The following is an 18,066-nucleotide window of genomic DNA, read 5'->3' on the forward strand; positions in this document are numbered from 1 at the left end:
CGTCCTTTTCAACAGACGATAAGGAGATCGCGTCAATGGCTTTTCAGACATGGCAAGTCGGGCTGGACATTCAAAACGGACAACTTTGCGCCCTGGGCATCCAGCGCCGTCGAAACGGCTGGCAACTGCGTCACTGGTGGCAGCATACGTTGCCGCAAGATACGTTAAGAAATGGTCTGGTGCAACGCCCGGACGCCGTCGTGGCGTTACTGCAACAGTGGCGTAAACAGCTTCCTGCCCGTATCTCACTGCGGGTTGGCTTTCCGCCGCAGCTGGTGATGCAGCACTCGCTTGCCCCGCCAGTCCTGCAATTACGTGAGCCCGATCGTAGCAGCTACATCGTGGCGGCGGCGAGACGATTTTTTCCCATCGCGCCCGAGGCCCTCGCACTGGATTACCGCAGCGGCAACCGCCCGGGGGAGCCCGTTTACCTGACGGCGGCCCGTCGTGACGCATTGCAAAACTGGCTGGGCTGTTTACAGCAGGCATCGCTCAAGCCTGACGTGCTGGAACTGACGCCGGGCGCACTGTATGCGCTGGCCCGCACGCTGGCCCTTGCGCCCTCGGCGGCGCTGGTTCATCGCCTCAGTGACCACTGGCTGTGGTATGCCCCGCAGTCTGCTGACTCGCCGTGGGGGTGGTGTTCTCGTGAGGATGCACCGGACTATGAGGCCTTACGGCAGCGCTATCTGCCGGTTACTGAGACCGTGTGGTACAGCTCAGCGCTGACAGAAGCGCCGCCGGAGGGAACGCAGGCCCTGTCGCCGCTGGCAGCATTACAGTGCTACCAGCCGCCGTTGCCTGCTTGTGACGGGTGCTTTGCGCTGGCGACCGGTCTGGCATTACGGCCGGAGGATTGCTGATGGTATGGGTCAATTTACTGCCCTGGCGGCAGGCCGGGCAACGCAGGCGATGGCGCTTCTGGCGTCTGTTGAGTGTGCTGGTGTGCCTGGCACTGTGCACGGTGGTCCTCAGTGGACAGTGCCAGCGTCAGCTCAACCAGCAGCAGGCTGCTGCACTGGCCCAGTGGGCAGGGGCGCAGCGTGCCGCGGCGGCGCTGAATGACCGCTGGCTGGCCATGAAAATGCAGTCAGAACAGCGACAGCAGCAGTGGGAGCATCAGCAGCAGCGGCAGCGTCAGGTGATGCAGTGGGTGGCTTTTTCACACAGGCTGGGGGCCATTTTACCCGCCGATGTCTGGCTGACCTCACTGACTAAAACCCCGCAGAGCCTGACGATACGCGGCGTGGGCCGCCATATTCAGCCTTTGTTTCAGCTGCGCGAACGACTGGCAGACATACCCTCGCTGGATCCAGTGGCGTTGGGGCCCCTTCAGCGTACCCGGACCGGGGAGATGACCTTCGATATGCAGGCTGAGCTGACGCCGCCTGAGGTAGCCAGCCAGTGNTTGAGCTTCACCGCGACTGCGTTATTACTGCTGTTTTTGCTGTGGCTGGTCTGGTGGCACCCGGCGCAGCGTGAACAACAGCGGCTGGCACACCAGTATCAGCAGCAAAGCCAGCGCTACCGCCAGCAGCTGCTGGCGCTGTCCGCTGGCCCTTCGCTGTGGGCACTGCAACAACTGGAGGAACAAGCGCGCTTGCGGCCTGAACCGGTGGCAGTGCCATTCTCGCTGCCAGAACTGCTGCGTCACAGCGGCGGCACGCTGGAATACTGGCATCCTGCTGCAGATGGTAGTGAGCTGGCGATGCAGCTGCAGTGGCCAGGGTTTATGGCTCTGCTGAATTATCTTTCCAGCCTGCGACCCGTGCCGGACCTTCCCCGCTTCAGCCTGCAGCGTGATGCGCAGCAGCTGCGGCTGATTATGGAGATCAGTGATGAACGTTAAGCTGGCCTCGTGCCTGCTGCTGGGGTTACTGACCTCAGACGGCCGGGCGCGCGATCCCTTTTTTGCGGAAGACCGTCACCGCTGCCCGCCCGCAGAGGAGGCTGGTGTGGGCTGGCGGCTGTTGGGGACCATTGGCCAGCAAGGGCATTATCACAGCTGGCTGCATTCGCCGCAGGGAAAACTTCTGTGGGCCCGGAAGGGGGACAGGCTGCCCGATAGCGCATGGCGGATCATTCACATTGAGGAAGAGGCCGTCACCCTGACCTCATCACAGGACTGCCAGCCCCCCCTGCGGCTGGCACTAAAAGGACGACAGGATGCTGAGAACATTTTGGCTGTGGCTGATACTGATTAGCCCGGCGATGGCCAGCGAGGCACGGATCTCTCTGGCGTTTGATTCTGCCCCGGTAGAGCAAATTTTGCAGGCCCTGGCCGATTATCAGCAGCTCAATCTGATGGTGGCTCCCGGGGTTGAAGGTGTGCTCTCACTGCGCCTGAAGGCGGTTCCCTGGCAACAGGCGTTGCAGATGGTACTGAAAATGGGCCGTTTAAGCTCAGAGCAGCAGGGGAACATTCTGCTGGTTTTTCCGGCAGGCTGGCAGCAGGAGGAGCAACGTCTTCAGGCTGCCCGGCAGGAAGCCAGTGAGCAGTCATTGCCGCTGCATACCCGAACGGTGACTCTGCACCATGCGGATGCGACGGCGGTGAATGACAGCTTGCAAAACGAACGCGCTCGTTTGATGACCCCACGGGGCAGCATTTCTCTGGACAGCCGTACCAACACGATTTTACTGCGCGATACCGACGTCGCACTGACGCAGGCTGAACGCTGGGTGCGCCAGCTGGATGTACCACTGGCGCAGGTCGAACTGGCAGCGCAAATTGTCACCATCAGTGAAGAAAATCTGCGTGAAATAGGGGTTAACTGGGGGTTGAGCGGGGCGGACCCGGTGTCGGAGGCGCTGCGTACCAGCCAGCTCCGTGTGGATCTGGGTGTTGGACGCCCCGCAGGTGTCGCCGGGTTTACGGTGGCAAAACTGGACGGACGCCTGCTGGATCTCGAATTAAGCGCCCTGCAAAGGGAGCAGCAGGCCGATATTATTGCCAGCCCGCGGCTGTTAACTTCACATCAGCAGACGGCCAGTATCAGGCAGGGGACAGAAATTCCTTACGAGGTCGCCAGCGGTAATAGCGGTTCAACGACAATGGAATTCAAAGAAGCGATGCTGGGCATGGAGGTTACGCCCGTGGTACAGGCGCAGGGTCGGATTTTGCTGAAATTACATATTTCACAAAATACCCCCGGGCGGAACATGCGCAGCGGCGAAAATGAGGTACTGACCATTGATAAGCAGGAGATTGATACGCAGGTCATGCTAAAGGATGGACAGACCCTGGCGCTGGGGGGCATTTTTCAGCAACAGAGCGCCACAGGGCGAACCCGGGTGCCTTTACTCGGCGATCTCCCCCTGCTGGGCGGTCTGTTTCGCCATGACGTTCGTGAGCAAAAAAGGCGCGAATTGGTGATCTTCATCACACCGAGACTGATTCATAGCGATTAATGCCATTTTTGATGCAAACTAGAGAACCTGCATGTTTTTTCCGAAATTGCTGACAGTTGCGTTTGACGCAAGGGCGGAATTAGCTTACAAGGTTTAGCGATTTTGAATTACGGGCCAGGTGCCCTTAGCAGCGAATGCTTTTTAACCGTTTTTTATCGTGCGCAACCGGCGTAGCCGATGCAACCACATCCGGCTGATAAATGAAGCGGACTGAAACGCGCCAAAATATTGCGTGCAATGGGCAAGGTAAATTTAATCGGTTGCCAAAACACCTTCAGTGTTGAGATAATTTTTGGTCTGACTCTCGCACTATCGCTCATGAGGTTTCAGTTCATGTCCTGCCTGGTTTAAGGCGGGGTATCATCAACGAATTGTCTTAGTAATACCGAAAAAATGGCAGAGAAACGCAATATCTTTCTGGTTGGGCCTATGGGTGCCGGCAAAAGCACTATTGGGCGTCAGTTAGCTCAACAACTCAATATGGAATTTTTCGATTCCGATCAAGAAATTGAGCGACGTACCGGAGCGGATGTGGGCTGGGTTTTTGACGTCGAAGGCGAAGAAGGCTTCCGCGATCGCGAAGAAAAAATCATCAATGAACTCACTGAAAAGCAGGGCATTGTGCTGGCGACAGGTGGCGGTTCCGTCAAGTCGCGCGAAACGCGCAATCGTCTCTCCGCCCGTGGCGTAGTGGTGTATCTTGAAACGACTATCGAAAAGCAACTGGCACGAACGCAGCGCGACAAAAAACGTCCTTTGTTGCAGGTGGATTCTCCACCGCGTGAAGTGCTGGAAGCATTAGCCGATGAACGCAATCCGATGTATGAAGAGATTGCTGACGTAACCATCCGCACTGACGATCAAAGTGCGAAGGTGGTGGCTAATCAGATTATCAATATGTTGGAAAAGAGCTAAATCTTGCTCTGAAGGCCCACTCGTGGGCACAGCAAAAAAGGTGATACAGCGTCATGGAGAGGATTCACGTTACTCTTGGGGAGCGCAGTTACCCCATTACCATCGCCGCCGGGTTGTTTGCAGATCCGGCTTCTTTTTGGCCGCTTAAAGCGGGCGATCAGGTCATGCTGGTAACCAACCAGACGCTGGCTCCTCTCTATCTGGATACGCTACGTACCCGCCTTGAAGGCGCGGGCGTGGTGGTCGATCAGGTGATCCTGCCTGATGGCGAACAGTTTAAAACGCTGGGCGTCATGGATCAGGTCTTTACCGCGCTACTGTCCAGGCCTCACGGCCGTGATACTACCCTTGTTGCTCTGGGTGGCGGTGTGATTGGTGATCTGACCGGGTTTGCTGCCGCCAGCTACCAGCGTGGCGTGCGCTTTATCCAGGTGCCAACCACGCTGTTGTCGCAGGTTGACTCATCCGTGGGTGGAAAAACCGGGGTGAACCACCCGCTGGGCAAAAATATGATCGGGGCCTTCTATCAGCCTGCCTCGGTCGTTATCGATCTTGACTGCCTGAAGACGCTGCCTGCGCGCGAGCTTGCCTCCGGGCTGGCTGAAGTGATCAAATATGGCATTATTCTCGATGGCGAATTCTTTACCTGGCTTGAACATAATCTCGATGCCCTTCTGGCGCTGGAACCCACTGCGATGGCGTACTGTATTCGCCGCTGCTGTGAGTTAAAAGCCGGGGTGGTAGCGGAAGATGAACATGAGCACGGGCAGCGTGCACTGCTGAACCTTGGGCATACGTATGGCCATGCCATTGAAGCCCATATGGGTTATGGCAACTGGCTGCACGGGGAAGCCGTCGCCGCCGGGATGGTGATGGCGGCACGTAATGCCGAACGTCTCGGACAGTTCCGTTCAGAAGACACCGACCGCATTATTTCGCTCTTACAGCGCGCAGGGTTGCCGGTTCACGGGCCTGAAGGTATGGCCGCGTCCGACTACCTGCCGCTTATGCTGCGTGACAAAAAAGTGTTAGCCGGCAAGTTGCGGCTGGTGCTCCCGCTGGCGATCGGCAAAGCCGAAGTGCGCAGCGGAGTGCCGCATGATATGGTTCTGGCATCCATTCAGGATTGTCAGAAACCATAATGATTATCAGCAGCCAGACGATTCTGGCCGCTATTTCTCACGTTTTTGCCTTGCGCACAATGCGAAGGGCATCGCCGCTCTATGGGAGGAGGTTAAATGGACGAGTTTAAACCGGAAGACGAGTTAAAACCTGACACCAGCGACCGCCGACCAACGCGGCCCCGTAAAACGTCTTCTGCACCCAAAGTACCGGTATCCCGTCAGCATATGATGATGGGTATTGGTATCCTCGTGCTGCTGTTGCTGGTGCTGGGTATTGGCTCCGCGCTGAAATCGCCTGACAGCGGCAGCAGTACGCAGCAGAGTCAAACGCCTGCGGGTAACGCGAACACAACGAACAGCGGCAGCGGCGAAAAAAATATAGACCTGTCGGGCTCCTCATCAATGAGCGGCCAGTCCGCTCAGCCTGCGACCCAGGAGGGCACTGCGCCGTCCGCTAATGAGCCTGCTGCGCCATCGCAGAACGTGGGTGTCCCGCCGATTTCTCCTACGCCAACAGAAGCGCAACCGGTACAGACCCCTGCTAATCAGCAGCGTGTTGAGCTGCCGGGGGATTTGAACAATGCCTTAAGCAATCAGCAGGGCCAGGTTGATGCCGCTGCGCAGGCAGGACAGGGTGAGTCATCCCTGCCTACCGGCGCTGCCACGGTTGCCCCTGGCGCAGCTGAGACGCCGCGCCCGGTTGCCAGCAAGCCTGCAACGACTACGCGACCGGCTGCCACGCACCAGAATAAACCGGCGGCACATTCCTCTTCAGCCAGTAAACCGGCGGTGAAAGAGAGTAAGCCTGCTGCCCCGGCCAGCCGCAGCAGTTCAACGCCTGGCGGTAACTTTACCCTGCAACTGAGCAGTGCATCGCGTTCTGATACGTTGAATGCCTGGGCGAAGAAACAGAATCTTAGTGGCTATCACGTTTATCAGACCACCCGTAACGGGCAACCCTGGTACGTACTGGTCAGCGGTTCTTACGCGACCTCTTCTGAGGCCAAACGTGCAGTCGCCTCGCTGCCAGCTGAAGTCCGTGCGCAAAACCCCTGGGTTAAGCCGGTCAGCCAGGTTAAGAAAGAAGCGGGCAAGTAATACCCTGCCGGGGCAACCCGGCTTTTCCGTAGTGTATGCGTGCCGCTGGCACGCAGAGCATGCAAAGCGCAGATATGCTGTCGGTGTAACCACAGCCTGATGAGTAAAATAATTAACGACGGCATGAAAAAAAATCGCGCTTTTTTGAAGTGGGCAGGTGGCAAGTATCCGCTGCTCGATGATATCCGACGCCATCTCCCGGAAGGAGATTGTCTGATCGAACCGTTCGTTGGGGCTGGTTCCGTCTTCCTCAACACGCAGTATTCACGATACATTCTTGCTGATATTAACAGCGACCTGATTAATCTTTATAACATCGTCAAAGATCGCACCGACGAATTTGTCGCGGATGCCCGCGAGCTTTTCGTGCCGGAAGCGAATGATTCGACGGTCTACTATGCCTACCGCAAAGAGTTCAACCTCTGCCGCGATGGTTATCGCCGCGCCGTGCTGTTCTTATACCTCAACAGGCACTGCTATAACGGCCTCTGCCGCTATAACCTCAGCGGTGAATTTAACGTTCCGTTCGGTAGTTACCGCAAACCCTACTTCCCGCAGGATGAACTCTACTGGTTTGCCGAGCGCGCACAGCAGGCGACCTTTGTCTGCGAATCCTATGATGTTACGCTGAGTAAAGTGCAGCAGGGGGGGGTGGTGTATTGCGATCCCCCTTATGCCCCGCTGTCGACCACGGCGAACTTTACGGCCTATCACACCAACAGTTTTAGTATGCGTGAGCAGCAGCATCTGGCTGAACTGGCTTCTGCGCTGGCGCATGAGAACAGCATTACCGTGCTGATCTCCAATCATGATACGCCGCTGACGCGTCAGTGGTATCAGGATGCCGTATTGCACGAAATCAAAGTGCGTCGTTCCATCAGCCGCAGCGGCAATACACGTAGCAAGGTCAATGAATTACTGGCGCTGTATACTGGCCGGTGATGACAGCCTGACATCAGGCAAAACCAGGGAGAAACGGATGAAACAGTTTTTAATTGCCCCATCAATTCTTTCCGCAGATTTTGCCCGCCTGGGCGAAGACACAGCGAAAGCTCTGGCTGCTGGCGGTGATGTAGTGCATTTCGATGTGATGGATAATCACTATGTCCCGAACCTCACGATGGGGCCAATGGTGCTTAAAGCCCTGCGCGATTACGGCGTCACCGCCCCGATTGACGTGCACCTGATGGTAAAACCGGTTGACCGTCTGGTACCTGACTTCGCCAAAGCCGGTGCCAGCTATATTACTTTCCATCCCGAAGCGTCTGAGCACGTTGACCGTACGCTGCAGCTGATCAAAGAGCATGGCTGCAAAGCGGGTCTGGTACTTAATCCTGCCACGCCGCTCAGTATCCTTGATTACGTAATGGATAAGCTGGATGTGATCCTGCTGATGTCGGTCAATCCAGGCTTTGGTGGCCAGTCATTTATTCCCGGCACGCTGAATAAACTGCGACAGGTTCGTAAGCTGATCGACCAGAGTGGGTATGACATCCGTCTGGAAGTGGACGGGGGCGTGAAAGTCGACAACATCGGTGAGATCGCTGCCGCTGGTGCCGATATGTTTGTCGCCGGATCCGCTATTTTTGGTCACCCGGACTATAAGAAAGTGATTGATGATATGCGCAACGAGCTGGAGAAGTCCCGTCATGGTGCCTTTCACTAACGTCCGTGCCCTGGCCTTTGATCTGGATGGTACGCTGACCGACAGTGCGCCCGGTCTGGCCAGTGCGGTGGATAGCGCACTGGTCGAGCTGAAACTGGCACCTGCTGGCATCGGGCTCGTCTCCACCTGGATTGGTAACGGGGCGGATATTCTTATGGAACGCGCCCTGACCTGGGCGCTGGGCCATGCGCCAAAGGCGGATCAGCTGCGTAAGGCGCGTTTGCTGATGGACAGCCATTATGCCCACAGCGTTGACGGCGGGAGTCAGCTTTACCCAGGCGTTAAAGAGACGCTGGCGGCCCTGTCCACGCACGGTCTGCCGATGGCGCTGGTCACTAACAAACCAACGCCGTTTGTTGCCCCACTGCTGGCTTCTCTGGGGATTGCTGAATACTTCTCACTGATTATCGGTGGCGATGACGTGGTGGTGAAAAAACCCCATCCGGCACCGCTGTTTCTGGTACTGGGGACATTTGGTCTGCTGCCGGGTGAGTTACTGTTTGTCGGTGATTCCCGCAATGATATTATGGCCGCGCAGTCGGCAGGATGTCCCTGCATTGGCCTGACCTATGGCTATAACTACGGTGAGCCGATTGCCACCTGCCAGCCCGACGTCACGCTCGATCATTTTAACGATTTATTGCCCGCACTCGGGCTGTCATTATTCAGGACGGAAACATGAGCAAACCCATCGTATTTAGCGGCGCACAGCCTTCTGGTGAACTGACCATCGGTAACTATTTGGGTGCGCTGCGTCAGTGGGTACAGATGCAGGATGACTATCACTGTATCTACTGCATTGTCGATCTGCATGCCATTACGGTTCGTCAGGATCCGGTTGCGCTGCGCAAAGCGACGCTGGATACCCTGGCCCTTTATCTTGCCTGCGGCATCGACCCGCAGAAAAGCACCATTTTCGTTCAGTCGCACGTGCCGGAACATACGCAGCTTGGTTGGATCCTTAACTGCTACACCTATTTCGGTGAACTGAGCCGTATGACGCAGTTCAAAGATAAGTCAGCACGCTACGAAGAGAACATTAACGCCGGCCTGTTTGATTATCCGGTGCTGATGGCGGCCGATATCCTGCTGTACCAGACCACTCAGGTACCGGTGGGTGAAGACCAGAAACAGCATCTGGAGCTGAGCCGCGATGTCGCTTCGCGCTTCAATGCGCTGTACGGTGAGATTTTCAAAGTGCCTGAGCCGTTCATTCCTAAATCAGGGGCGCGTGTGATGTCGCTGCTGGAGCCAACCAGGAAGATGTCTAAGTCTGACGATAACCGTAACAACGTTATCGGCCTGCTGGAAGATCCAAAATCGGTGGTGAAGAAGATTAAGCGTGCGATGACCGACGGCGATGAGCCACCGGTGGTGCGTTATGATGTGAAAGAGAAGCCCGGAGTGTCAAACCTGCTGGATATCCTGTCTGGCGTCACCGGTAAGCCGGTTACCGAGCTGGAAGCAGAGTTTGCCGGTCAGATGTACGGCCACCTGAAAGGTGCCGTTGCCGACGCCGTGTCCGGGATGTTAAGCGAGCTGCAGGAGCGGTATCACCGTTATCGCAACGATGAGGCATTCCTTGAGCAGGTCATGCGTGACGGTGCGGCGAAAGCCCGTACGCAGGCGCAGGACACGCTGAAAAAGGTCTACGAAGCGATAGGCTTTGTTGCCCAGCCATAACGCATCAAGCAGCGGGCGTTCGTGCAAAGCGGACGCCCCGCTTAAGCATCATCCCGGTCAGGAACGTTTTTTTAGCGACAGAATGGCCCCGTCATACCAGTAGAGCGTCAGCGTATCGTTGACCGGTACCGTTACCACCGCACCCGGCCCCCAGGGATCACTTCCGCACATCACGTTATACCCCCCGGCCACCTGATAGCCCTGTTCGGGATCGTTCTCGCCGGCCGGTGTCAGCGTGGGGCTTTTCAGGCAGTTATCCGTGGCCGGATCGATGGATCGCTGCGACGTCCCCTTTTCCCACAGAATGTTACTGGCTGAAAACGTCACTACTGCGCCCATATACTGCGGATCGTTATCCACTACGGCCTGAACCCCGCTACTGTCCACGTGTACCGCATCCACCCGCCAGCTGCCTTCCAGCATGGCGTAATCTGGTGTCGCTGCCAGCAGCGGCGGGCTGATCAGCAGGCAGGCTATCATCAGGTATTTCATTGTTATCTCCTTGCAGTCGGGTCGTAGAAGTATAGAGGCGAATGGCTATTACAGGTTGCTGATTTCTCATTGGTTAATACAGGATAACCCTCGGGGCGGCTAATCCGTGATAGGGTTAACAGAGCATCTTTTTGAGGAGGGGGAATATATGCGTCCGGAATTACAGTGGATTAATCATGTTCGCCTGCCACAGCGGGAAGGGCTGTGGCAGATTGAGATCCGGCAGGGCAGGATCGCCGGAATTCTGCCACAACCGGCGGCCTGCGCCGCCGGGGAAGCGCTGGATGCGGAAGGCGGCCTGGCCATTCCCCCGTTTATTGAACCGCATATTCACCTGGACACCACCCAAACCGCCGGTGAGCCTGCGTGGAACCAGTCAGGCACGCTGTTTGAGGGCATTGAACGGTGGGCAGAGCGAAAGGCGCTTCTGACGCACGACGATGTGAAGCAGCGGGCGCGTCAGACGCTGAAGTGGCAGATGGCGAACGGCATTCAGCATGTGCGTACCCATATTGATGTCTCCGATCCCTCGCTGACGGCGCTAAAAGCGATGCTGGAAGTGAAGCAGGAGATGGCCCCTTGGATAGATATTCAGCTGGTGGCCTTTCCCCAGGAGGGCATTCTCTCGTATCCCGATGGGGAAGCGTTGCTGGAGCAGGCGTTACAGCTGGGGGCGGACGTGGTCGGTGCCATACCTCACTTCGAATTCACCCGTGAGTATGGCGTGGAATCGCTGCATCGCACCTTCTCTCTGGCGCAAAAATATCAGCGAATGGTCGACGTACACTGTGATGAAATCGACGACGAGCAGTCGCGCTTTGTGGAGACGGTGGCGGCGCTGGCACTGCGTGAGAAGATGGGTGAGCGGGTGACGGCCAGCCACACGACGGCGATGCACTCTTATAACGGAGCCTATACCTCCCGCCTGTTCCGTCTGCTGAAGCTCTCCGGCATTAATTTTGTCGCCAACCCGCTGGTGAATATTCATCTGCAGGGGCGATTTGACACCTATCCGAAACGCCGGGGCATTACCCGGGTAAAAGAGATGCTGGAAGCAGACATTAACGTCTGCTTTGGTCACGACGATGTGTTCGATCCCTGGTATCCACTGGGTACGGCCAGCATGTTGCAGGTGCTGCATATGGGTATGCACGTCTGCCAGCTGATGGGCTACGAGCAGCTGGATGCGGGCTTAAACCTGATTACCACGCACAGTGCCAGAACGCTGCAGCTAAAAGACTACGGGATTGACAAGGGCAACAGCGCTAATCTGGTGATCCTGCCGGCAGAAAGCGGCTTCGACGCGTTACGCCGGCAGGTGCCGGTGCGTTACTCGATTCGTCACGGCCGGGTGATTGCCGAAACGGTACCCGCCGCCAGCATGCTTTATCTGGACGAAAGCGAAAACGTGGATTTCAAACGATAAAGCGATGGCAGGAGTCGGGCTTGTTACCCACTCGTCAGCGGTTGTTGATGCAGGCAGAAAGGGGCCGACCGCAAAACACGGCCTGCCCCATCCGGGTTTTAATGAGAGCCCATATGACCGTGCAGCTTGTGCTTGCTGACAAAACCGAGCAGCAGACACATCACAAACACGACGGCATAAAGACCGTTTGCCGTGGCCAGCGCTGCGTGAGCGCCGCCTTTCTCAACGATAGGACCGGTCACCACGAAGGTCAGCATGGTACCGACCGTACCGCAGGTCAGGATAAAGTTCACCAGTTTGGGTGAGGCCACTTTGGTTTGCAGCGAACCCAGAGTGATGATGGTGGTATAGATGGCGCTGGAGAAGAAGCCCAGGCTCATCATGATCCACTTCAGCATGGATGCGTCACTGGACGTAATAAACCAGTACATCAGCGCTGTGGCGGCCAGCGCCAGTACGGTGAGGATACGCTGAGGGTCGAAGAAACGCAGGATGGCGCTGAAGGCCCACATACCAATCATATATGCAGTCCAGAAGTTACCCACCAGGCTACCGGCCTGACCGATATCCATGCCCATCGTTTTGGTTGCGTACAGGGGTACCCAACCGATAAAACCGAGCTGGCCGAGGATATAACACAGTGCAGCCACCGACAGCAGGCCCACCCCGATACCCCATTTCTCTTTGACGACTGGCTCACCGCGGGCGGCTTTCTTACCCAGCACCGGGAATTCAAAGCACAGGGCCAGAATAAAGATTGCCACGTAAATTACGCCGATGCAGGCATAGACCCAATACCAGGGCAGCGCGCGCGCCAGGATAGCGGCGGCAATAATCGGGAAAATGGTGCCGGCCATGCTGAAGAAGGAGTCGGTAAACAGCAGGCGGGAGCCTCGCTGACGGCCCTCATACAGATGGGTGATCAGGAACGTACCAATGGACATGGTGATACCGCTCACCACCCCGAGAACAAACATACACAGAGAGAAGACGGTCAGGCTGTGGCTGTTCATCAGTCCGAGAATGGCCAGTACCATCAGCACGAAGCCGAAGATCAGCTGGCGTTTCAGCGGGACGATTTCCATCAGCCAGGCGTTAAGAAACACCGCCAGCAGGATACCGGCGTTCAGGAAGGTAAAGGTGTTGCTCATCTGAGCGACGGGCAGCTGGAAGTAGGCCGCTATATTCTCCAGAACCATACCGGTAACGATAACCACTGCACCGGTCAGCGCATAGGAGAAGAAGCTGATCCAGGTAAGCCCGATTCGATCGCGATTTGTCATAGTGGAAACCTGTTTGAAAGAGATGTTCACCGGGCGGAATGCCCGTGCCAGACACGAGGAGTTTAACGATATTCGTGATCTGCATAAATCTTTACTGAAACTAATATTTTCATATTTCATTCATATCGTGATCATAGTCACTATTTTTCGTCGCCTGGTAACGTTTGCTTTCATAACGTTGCCGCGTAAATAAAGGTAAAACGCTGGCGCGTTGCCAGGTGCCTCTTTACAATCACCGTTGGTTATATGGTTTGTCGCACTCAGTAAGGAATCTTTCATGTTGAAACGTACGTTGACCGCGGTGGCAACCGTTCTGGCACTGTCTTCGATCTCTGCCTCCGCCATGGCTGCGAAGGGGGATACGCATGTGCTGCTGACCACTTCTGCGGGTAATATTGAACTGGAACTGAACAACCAGAAAGCACCGGTGTCGGTGAATAATTTTGTGGATTACGTGAACAGTGGTTTTTACAACAACACGATTTTTCATCGCGTGATCCCCGGCTTTATGTTGCAGGGTGGCGGTTTTACCGCTGATATGCAGCAGAAACAGCCTAAACCGCCAATTAAAAATGAAGCGGATAATGGCCTGCTGAACAAGCGCGGCACGATCTCAATGGCGCGTACCGCAGATAAGGACAGTGCCACCAGCCAGTTCTTTATCAACGTGGCAGATAATGCCTTCCTCGATCACGGTCAGCGTGATTTTGGCTACGCCGTTTTCGGTAAAGTCGTTAAAGGCATGGACGTTGCCGATAAGATTGGCCAGGTACAGACCAAAGATGTGGGGCCTTACCAGAATGTTCCGGTGACCCCAGTAGTGATCCTCTCTGCGAAAGTGCTGCCATAATTTTCTCACTGGCCACTCTGTCAGGATCGCCCGCCGGCGGTCCTGGTATCAGGACCTCCGATGCTGCTTCTGATCGACAACTACGACTCCTTCACCTGGAACCTCTACCAGTATTTTTCTGAGCTGGGGGCGGAGGTGTGCGTTCACCGCAATGATGACATTACCCTTGATGAGATCGCCGCAATGGCCCCTCAGCATCTGGTGATCTCGCCCGGGCCCTGTACCCCTGATGACGCTGGTATCTCACTGGAAGTTATCCGTCATTTTGCTGGTCAAATTCCCCTTCTGGGGGTTTGCCTCGGGCATCAGGCTATCGCACAGGTACTTGGCGGACGGGTGGTGCGCGCGCGCAAAGTCATGCACGGTAAAACGTCGCAGATTGAACACCGTGATGGTGGCGTGTTTGCCGGGCTGAATCACCCGCTGACGGTAACCCGCTATCACTCACTGATTGTTGAAACCGGCAGCCTGCCCGCAGAATGTGAAGTCACTGCGTGGACAATGGACGATCGTGGTCAGCCTGACGAAATCATGGGTTTCAGGCACCGTACACTGCCGCTGGAGGGGGTACAGTTCCACCCGGAAAGTATCCTGAGCGAACAGGGGCATCAACTGCTGGCTAATTTCCTCAAACGGTGATTATCATTTGCCTTTCTGTGACTTTTTATTCATATTTTATGACTATGTTTTCATGTGTCTGAAAAGAATAAATGGCGAGGTAGTGAATGACGGCGGAAAAAATGGCGGTAACACGCGCGACGTTTGATGAGGTGATTTTGCCTGTTTATGCACCAGCGCAGTTTGTGCCGGTAAAAGGCAAAGGCAGCCGCGTGTGGGATCAGCAGGGCAAAGAATACATCGATTTCTCCGGCGGCATTGCGGTGACGGCGCTGGGGCACTGCCATCCTGCGCTGGTTGAGGCGTTAAAAACCCAGGGTGAAACCCTGTGGCACACCAGTAATGTCTTTACCAACGAACCCGCCCTGCGCCTGGCAAGTAAGCTGATCCACGCCACTTTTGCCGATCGTGTCTTTTTCGCTAACTCCGGTGCCGAAGCCAACGAAGCCGCGTTTAAGCTGGCGCGTTACTATGCCACCAAACGCCACAGCCCTTTCAAAAGCAAGATTATTGCCTTCCATAATGCCTTCCACGGCCGCACGCTGTTTACGGTCTCCGTTGGCGGTCAGCCAAAATACTCTGACGGCTTCGGACCCAAACCTGCGGATATCGTCCACGTGCCGTTTAACGATCTGGCCGCGGTCAAAGCGGTGATCGACGATCACACCTGCGCGATTGTGGTAGAGCCTGTTCAGGGCGAAGGCGGCGTGATGCCGGCGACGCAGGAATTTATGCAGGGCCTGCGTCAGTTGTGTGATGAGCATGATGCGCTGCTGGTGCTGGATGAAGTGCAGAGCGGTATGGGTCGCAGCGGCAGGCTATTCGCCCATGAGCATTACGGCATTCAGCCGGACATTCTGACTACCGCCAAAGCACTGGGCGGTGGTTTCCCGGTCAGTGCGATGCTGACCACTCATGAGATTGCCTCGGTGATGGCGCCAGGCGTTCACGGTACCACCTACGGTGGCAACCCACTGGCCTGTGCGGTGGCTGAAGCGGCGCTGGATATCATTAATACACCGGATGTGCTGAATGGCGTGGAAGAACGCCGCCAGCTATTTGTTGATGCGCTTCAGTCGCTGGATACCCGCTTCGATCTGTTCAGCGAGATCCGGGGTAAAGGCCTGCTGATTGGCGCGGTGCTGAAACCGCAGCACGCGGGTAAGGCGCGCGACCTGCTGAATGCCGCAGCAGAGGCAGGCGTGATGGTGCTGGTAGCCGGAACCGACGTGATGCGCTTTGCGCCGTCGCTGGTGATCGAACCGACCGACATTGCTGAAGGCATGGCGCGCTTCGCCACCGCCGTTGAAAAGGTGCTGTAAAAGGATCTTGTGCCTGCGGGTAACGTACTGAAGATCTGTACGGGACCCGCGGGCGGACCGGCAAAAAAGCTGCACTTACGTTTTTGATTTACGCAGGTGGCGAGACAACCAGCGGCCATGATGCGGTCGCTGGCTCCAGGTCAGTGATGAGAGGGTATGCATTACGCTGAGATGACCAAGAATGCGCTTCACATGCCGCTCGACAATCGTTACCGGGCCTTGATGGAAATCCTCGGGAGCGTCCAGTATGTTACTGCCTGAGTCGGGCCCGTCATATTCCAGGCGCTGCTGGCAGCGCTGCAGGGCAATTTCACAGGACTGCAGATAACGTTCTGCCAGCGCCGGGGTCAGCATAGTGTGTTCACGCGCCAGGATAGTCATGGCGTTGATATGCTCCACAATAAACTGGCTGTGCGTGACCCACAGCTGCATATCGGACAGATAGCCGGAGTTAAAGCCCGGTTCCTGCATCGCCTGGTGCAGGGAGTTAAACAGCGCATTGTGTGCCTGGTTAACCCGCATCCGCTGGTAAGCCAGCTTCACGGCATCCTGTTCGTTACCCAACAGCATCTGCAGTGCTTCCTGATAGGTCTCAAGCGCATCGTGCGCATTCTGCCGCAGTAACCCACTCTGCCACTGAGGCCACAGCCAGATCATGCCGCCAAAGGCGATCAGGCAGCCCATCAGCGTGTCCATCAGTCTTGGCAGCAGGAACTGCGCGCCGTTCAGGGCTAACAGCTGTAATGAATACACCGCCGTGACGGTGAACCCCACCGTGGCCCAGCCATAGAATTTCCGGATAAACAGGTAGCTCACCAGCGTGATGACCAGCATGATCAGCAACACCCAGGATTCCGGGGCGTGTAGCCCGAGGGTAGCGGCTGCGATGACCAGCCCGGCCAGCGTGCCCAGCGCCCTGTGCTGAATACGCACCCGGGTGGCGCTGTAGCCGTTAAGACTGACAAACATCACCGTCATCAGGATCCAGTAAGGCTTCGGCAGATTGAAGAACAGCGCCAGCGAACTGGCAAAGGTCAACATCACCGCGTAGCGTGCGGCAGTGCGCAGGGCGGAGGATTTCAGCGACAGGTAGCTCTTTAGCGCCGGGAGCAGGGGCAGGCGACGCTGGCGGTCGGCCATCAGGTCACGGCGATACAGCGGACGCTGAGTGCGCAGCACGCGTGCGATGCGGCTGAAGTGGTAATAACAAAAGTGGCCGACCGGGTTGTCGGGATGCTGACGGGCAATCTTCTCCAGCGCCTGAAGCGGTTTATCCATGGTGAAACGTTCAGGGTAACGATGATAGAGAATATCATCGGCCAGCACCCGCAGCCTGGCGGCAATGGTCTGTGCGTTCCAGCGGATGACCGCTTCAGCATGGCTTTTTTCTACCAGCTTTTGCACTTCTTCCGGCTGATGCAGGCTGACCGCAATATGTTCCTGCAGATCGAGCGCCACCTGGAATGCCCGTGTCAGACGCTGATAGTGGTTGTCCCGATTAGCGGACAACATATGCATCTGCTGATAGCAGGTATTAATCAGGTCGACGGCTTTCTGCTGGCGTGCCAGCAGCGGCGGCAGGGCGGTCTGCGGATCGGTGAGCCGGGTCAGAAGGGTGTATTTTGCTTCACAGTAGTCTGCCAGTTCACGGTACAGCAGGCTGAGGGTTTCACGCATCGGCTGCTCTTTCCACAGCCAGAACCAGAACCAGTTAAATGCTCCGTACCAGACGGTCCCCAGAATATATAACAGTGGGGGCTGCCACAGAGGCATTCGTCCCGCCAGGCTGAGGGTAAAGATGGCGGCAATCAGCGAAGCCGGAAGCAGGCGGCCATGAAGGGGGCTAATCTCACCCGTGACGCCCAGCACTAAGGCCATGACTAGCAGGATAACGGGCAACGGCACGCCCTCTAACCCGGCGTACTGGATCAGGAAGCTGCTGGAGGCGAACAGACAACCGCCAACGATGAGGCGTTTAAAGAAGCGTTTGTGGGGGGTATCCAGACCGGCGTTATTACAGCAGGCGGGCACTAAGGAGAACAGCAGCCCGTTTTGCAGGTTGCCCAGCATCCAGCCGATCGCCACGGGTAAACACAGCACCAGCGTTTGTCTGAGCGCATAGTTAACTTCCGGGTGATAGATAAGTCTCCGCCACATGAGCCACACCAAATAAAAACG

At 56.4% G+C, this 18,066-nt stretch carries 18 protein-coding genes; 15 read left to right on the forward strand and 3 right to left on the reverse strand.

Going from position 1 to position 18,066, the window contains the following annotated elements; all coding sequences use genetic code 11:
* Positions 1–35 precede the first annotated feature (35 nt).
* The 11 genes from pilM to trpS all read left to right on the forward strand — a co-directional run bounded on the left by pilM (position 36) and on the right by trpS (position 9,897).
* Positions 36–863, forward strand: coding sequence for a type IV pilus biogenesis protein PilM (pilM, locus tag IFU29_RS14700; RefSeq protein ID WP_191934578.1), 828 nt, complete (start codon positions 36–38; stop codon positions 861–863).
* 758 nt (positions 864–1,621) lie between these two features.
* Positions 1,622–1,849 (forward strand): HofO family protein, encoded by a 228-nt coding sequence (locus IFU29_RS22950; protein WP_441004788.1) that lies wholly within the window; start codon positions 1,622–1,624, stop codon positions 1,847–1,849.
* Positions 1,839–2,204 carry a HofP DNA utilization family protein gene (locus IFU29_RS14710; protein WP_191934579.1) on the forward strand — a complete coding sequence of 122 codons (366 nt, stop codon included), beginning with the start codon at positions 1,839–1,841 and terminating at the stop codon, positions 2,202–2,204. Before IFU29_RS22950 ends, IFU29_RS14710 begins: the two co-directional genes overlap by 11 nt.
* On the forward strand, positions 2,167–3,411 hold the full coding sequence (gene hofQ / locus IFU29_RS14715) for a DNA uptake porin HofQ (protein WP_191934580.1): 1,245 nt from the start codon (positions 2,167–2,169) through the stop codon (positions 3,409–3,411). Before IFU29_RS14710 ends, hofQ begins: the two co-directional genes overlap by 38 nt.
* A 393-nt stretch (positions 3,412–3,804) precedes the next feature.
* Positions 3,805–4,326, forward strand: coding sequence for a shikimate kinase AroK (aroK, locus tag IFU29_RS14720; protein WP_048917675.1), 522 nt, complete (start codon positions 3,805–3,807; stop codon positions 4,324–4,326).
* A gap of 53 nt (positions 4,327–4,379) precedes the next feature.
* Positions 4,380–5,468 carry a 3-dehydroquinate synthase gene (gene aroB, locus IFU29_RS14725; protein ID WP_191934581.1) on the forward strand — a complete coding sequence of 363 codons (1,089 nt, stop codon included), beginning with the start codon at positions 4,380–4,382 and terminating at the stop codon, positions 5,466–5,468.
* 96 nt (positions 5,469–5,564) lie between these two features.
* A complete protein-coding gene (locus IFU29_RS14730) occupies positions 5,565–6,548 on the forward strand; it encodes an SPOR domain-containing protein (protein WP_191934582.1) in 984 nt (327 codons plus the stop codon).
* Positions 6,549–6,671: 123 nt separating this feature from the next.
* Complete coding sequence (gene dam / locus IFU29_RS14735) at positions 6,672–7,490, forward strand: adenine-specific DNA-methyltransferase (RefSeq protein WP_191934624.1); 819 nt, start codon at positions 6,672–6,674, stop codon at positions 7,488–7,490.
* Between the two features lie 37 nt (positions 7,491–7,527).
* Complete coding sequence (gene rpe / locus IFU29_RS14740; protein ID WP_191934583.1) at positions 7,528–8,214, forward strand: ribulose-phosphate 3-epimerase; 687 nt, start codon at positions 7,528–7,530, stop codon at positions 8,212–8,214.
* A complete protein-coding gene (locus tag IFU29_RS14745; RefSeq protein ID WP_191934584.1) occupies positions 8,198–8,896 on the forward strand; it encodes a phosphoglycolate phosphatase in 699 nt (232 codons plus the stop codon). The genes rpe and IFU29_RS14745 overlap by 17 nt, the downstream gene beginning before the upstream one ends.
* Entirely contained in the window at positions 8,893–9,897 is a 1,005-nt protein-coding gene (gene trpS, locus IFU29_RS14750; protein ID WP_191934585.1) for a tryptophan--tRNA ligase, read from the forward strand. The genes IFU29_RS14745 and trpS overlap by 4 nt, the downstream gene beginning before the upstream one ends.
* A 57-nt stretch (positions 9,898–9,954) precedes the next feature.
* On the opposite strand, the gene IFU29_RS14755 is transcribed toward trpS, so the two are convergent.
* Complete coding sequence (locus IFU29_RS14755) at positions 9,955–10,389, reverse strand: hypothetical protein (RefSeq protein WP_191934586.1); 435 nt, start codon at positions 10,387–10,389, stop codon at positions 9,955–9,957.
* 148 nt (positions 10,390–10,537) lie between these two features.
* Here IFU29_RS14755 and IFU29_RS14760 point away from each other — a divergent pair, with 148 nt between their 5' ends.
* Positions 10,538–11,815, forward strand: a complete 1,278-nt coding sequence (locus tag IFU29_RS14760) for a cytosine deaminase (RefSeq protein WP_191934587.1) — start codon at positions 10,538–10,540, stop codon at positions 11,813–11,815.
* 98 nt (positions 11,816–11,913) lie between these two features.
* Here the strand turns inward: IFU29_RS14760 and tsgA are convergent, their stop codons facing one another.
* Positions 11,914–13,098, reverse strand: coding sequence for an MFS transporter TsgA (tsgA, locus tag IFU29_RS14765; RefSeq protein ID WP_191934588.1), 1,185 nt, complete (start codon positions 13,096–13,098; stop codon positions 11,914–11,916).
* Between the two features lie 277 nt (positions 13,099–13,375).
* On the opposite strand from tsgA, the gene ppiA reads away from it, so the two are divergent.
* The 3 genes from ppiA (at position 13,376) to argD (ending at position 15,888) form a co-directional block, all read left to right on the forward strand.
* Positions 13,376–13,948: a peptidylprolyl isomerase A gene (gene ppiA / locus IFU29_RS14770; RefSeq protein WP_062747592.1), complete on the forward strand. Its 573-nt coding sequence runs from the start codon at positions 13,376–13,378 to the stop codon at positions 13,946–13,948.
* 60 nt (positions 13,949–14,008) lie between these two features.
* The gene (locus IFU29_RS14775; RefSeq protein WP_191934589.1) at positions 14,009–14,587 is read left to right on the forward strand and encodes an aminodeoxychorismate synthase component II; all 579 of its coding nucleotides are present in this window, start codon (positions 14,009–14,011) and stop codon (positions 14,585–14,587) included.
* An 86-nt stretch (positions 14,588–14,673) separates the two neighbouring features.
* On the forward strand, positions 14,674–15,888 hold the full coding sequence (gene argD, locus IFU29_RS14780; RefSeq protein WP_191934590.1) for a bifunctional acetylornithine/succinyldiaminopimelate transaminase: 1,215 nt from the start codon (positions 14,674–14,676) through the stop codon (positions 15,886–15,888).
* A gap of 75 nt (positions 15,889–15,963) precedes the next feature.
* On the opposite strand, the gene IFU29_RS14785 is transcribed toward argD, so the two are convergent.
* Positions 15,964–18,045 (reverse strand): YccS/YhfK family putative transporter, encoded by a 2,082-nt coding sequence (locus IFU29_RS14785; protein ID WP_191934591.1) that lies wholly within the window; start codon positions 18,043–18,045, stop codon positions 15,964–15,966.
* Between the last annotated feature and the right edge of the window lie 21 nt (positions 18,046–18,066).

The sequence above is a fragment of the Erwinia persicina genome, from assembly GCF_014838825.1.
Lineage (GTDB): Bacteria > Pseudomonadota > Gammaproteobacteria > Enterobacterales > Enterobacteriaceae > Erwinia > Erwinia persicina_A.

Coding starts and splice junctions, on each gene's coding strand:
- aroK (WP_048917675.1), top strand. CDS start 3,805: ATGGCAGAGAAACGCAATATCTTTCTGGTTGGGCCTATGGGTGCCGGC.
- aroB (WP_191934581.1), top strand. CDS start 4,380: ATGGAGAGGATTCACGTTACTCTTGGGGAGCGCAGTTACCCCATTACC.
- IFU29_RS14730 (WP_191934582.1), top strand. CDS start 5,565: ATGGACGAGTTTAAACCGGAAGACGAGTTAAAACCTGACACCAGCGAC.
- IFU29_RS14710 (WP_191934579.1), top strand. CDS start 1,839: ATGAACGTTAAGCTGGCCTCGTGCCTGCTGCTGGGGTTACTGACCTCA.
- hofQ (WP_191934580.1), top strand. CDS start 2,167: ATGCTGAGAACATTTTGGCTGTGGCTGATACTGATTAGCCCGGCGATG.
- IFU29_RS14745 (WP_191934584.1), top strand. CDS start 8,198: ATGGTGCCTTTCACTAACGTCCGTGCCCTGGCCTTTGATCTGGATGGT.
- IFU29_RS14760 (WP_191934587.1), top strand. CDS start 10,538: ATGCGTCCGGAATTACAGTGGATTAATCATGTTCGCCTGCCACAGCGG.
- tsgA (WP_191934588.1), bottom strand. CDS start 13,098: ATGACAAATCGCGATCGAATCGGGCTTACCTGGATCAGCTTCTTCTCC.
- ppiA (WP_062747592.1), top strand. CDS start 13,376: ATGTTGAAACGTACGTTGACCGCGGTGGCAACCGTTCTGGCACTGTCT.
- dam (WP_191934624.1), top strand. CDS start 6,672: ATGAAAAAAAATCGCGCTTTTTTGAAGTGGGCAGGTGGCAAGTATCCG.
- IFU29_RS14775 (WP_191934589.1), top strand. CDS start 14,009: ATGCTGCTTCTGATCGACAACTACGACTCCTTCACCTGGAACCTCTAC.
- rpe (WP_191934583.1), top strand. CDS start 7,528: ATGAAACAGTTTTTAATTGCCCCATCAATTCTTTCCGCAGATTTTGCC.
- trpS (WP_191934585.1), top strand. CDS start 8,893: ATGAGCAAACCCATCGTATTTAGCGGCGCACAGCCTTCTGGTGAACTG.
- IFU29_RS14785 (WP_191934591.1), bottom strand. CDS start 18,045: ATGTGGCGGAGACTTATCTATCACCCGGAAGTTAACTATGCGCTCAGA.
- pilM (WP_191934578.1), top strand. CDS start 36: ATGGCTTTTCAGACATGGCAAGTCGGGCTGGACATTCAAAACGGACAA.
- IFU29_RS14755 (WP_191934586.1), bottom strand. CDS start 10,389: ATGAAATACCTGATGATAGCCTGCCTGCTGATCAGCCCGCCGCTGCTG.
- argD (WP_191934590.1), top strand. CDS start 14,674: ATGACGGCGGAAAAAATGGCGGTAACACGCGCGACGTTTGATGAGGTG.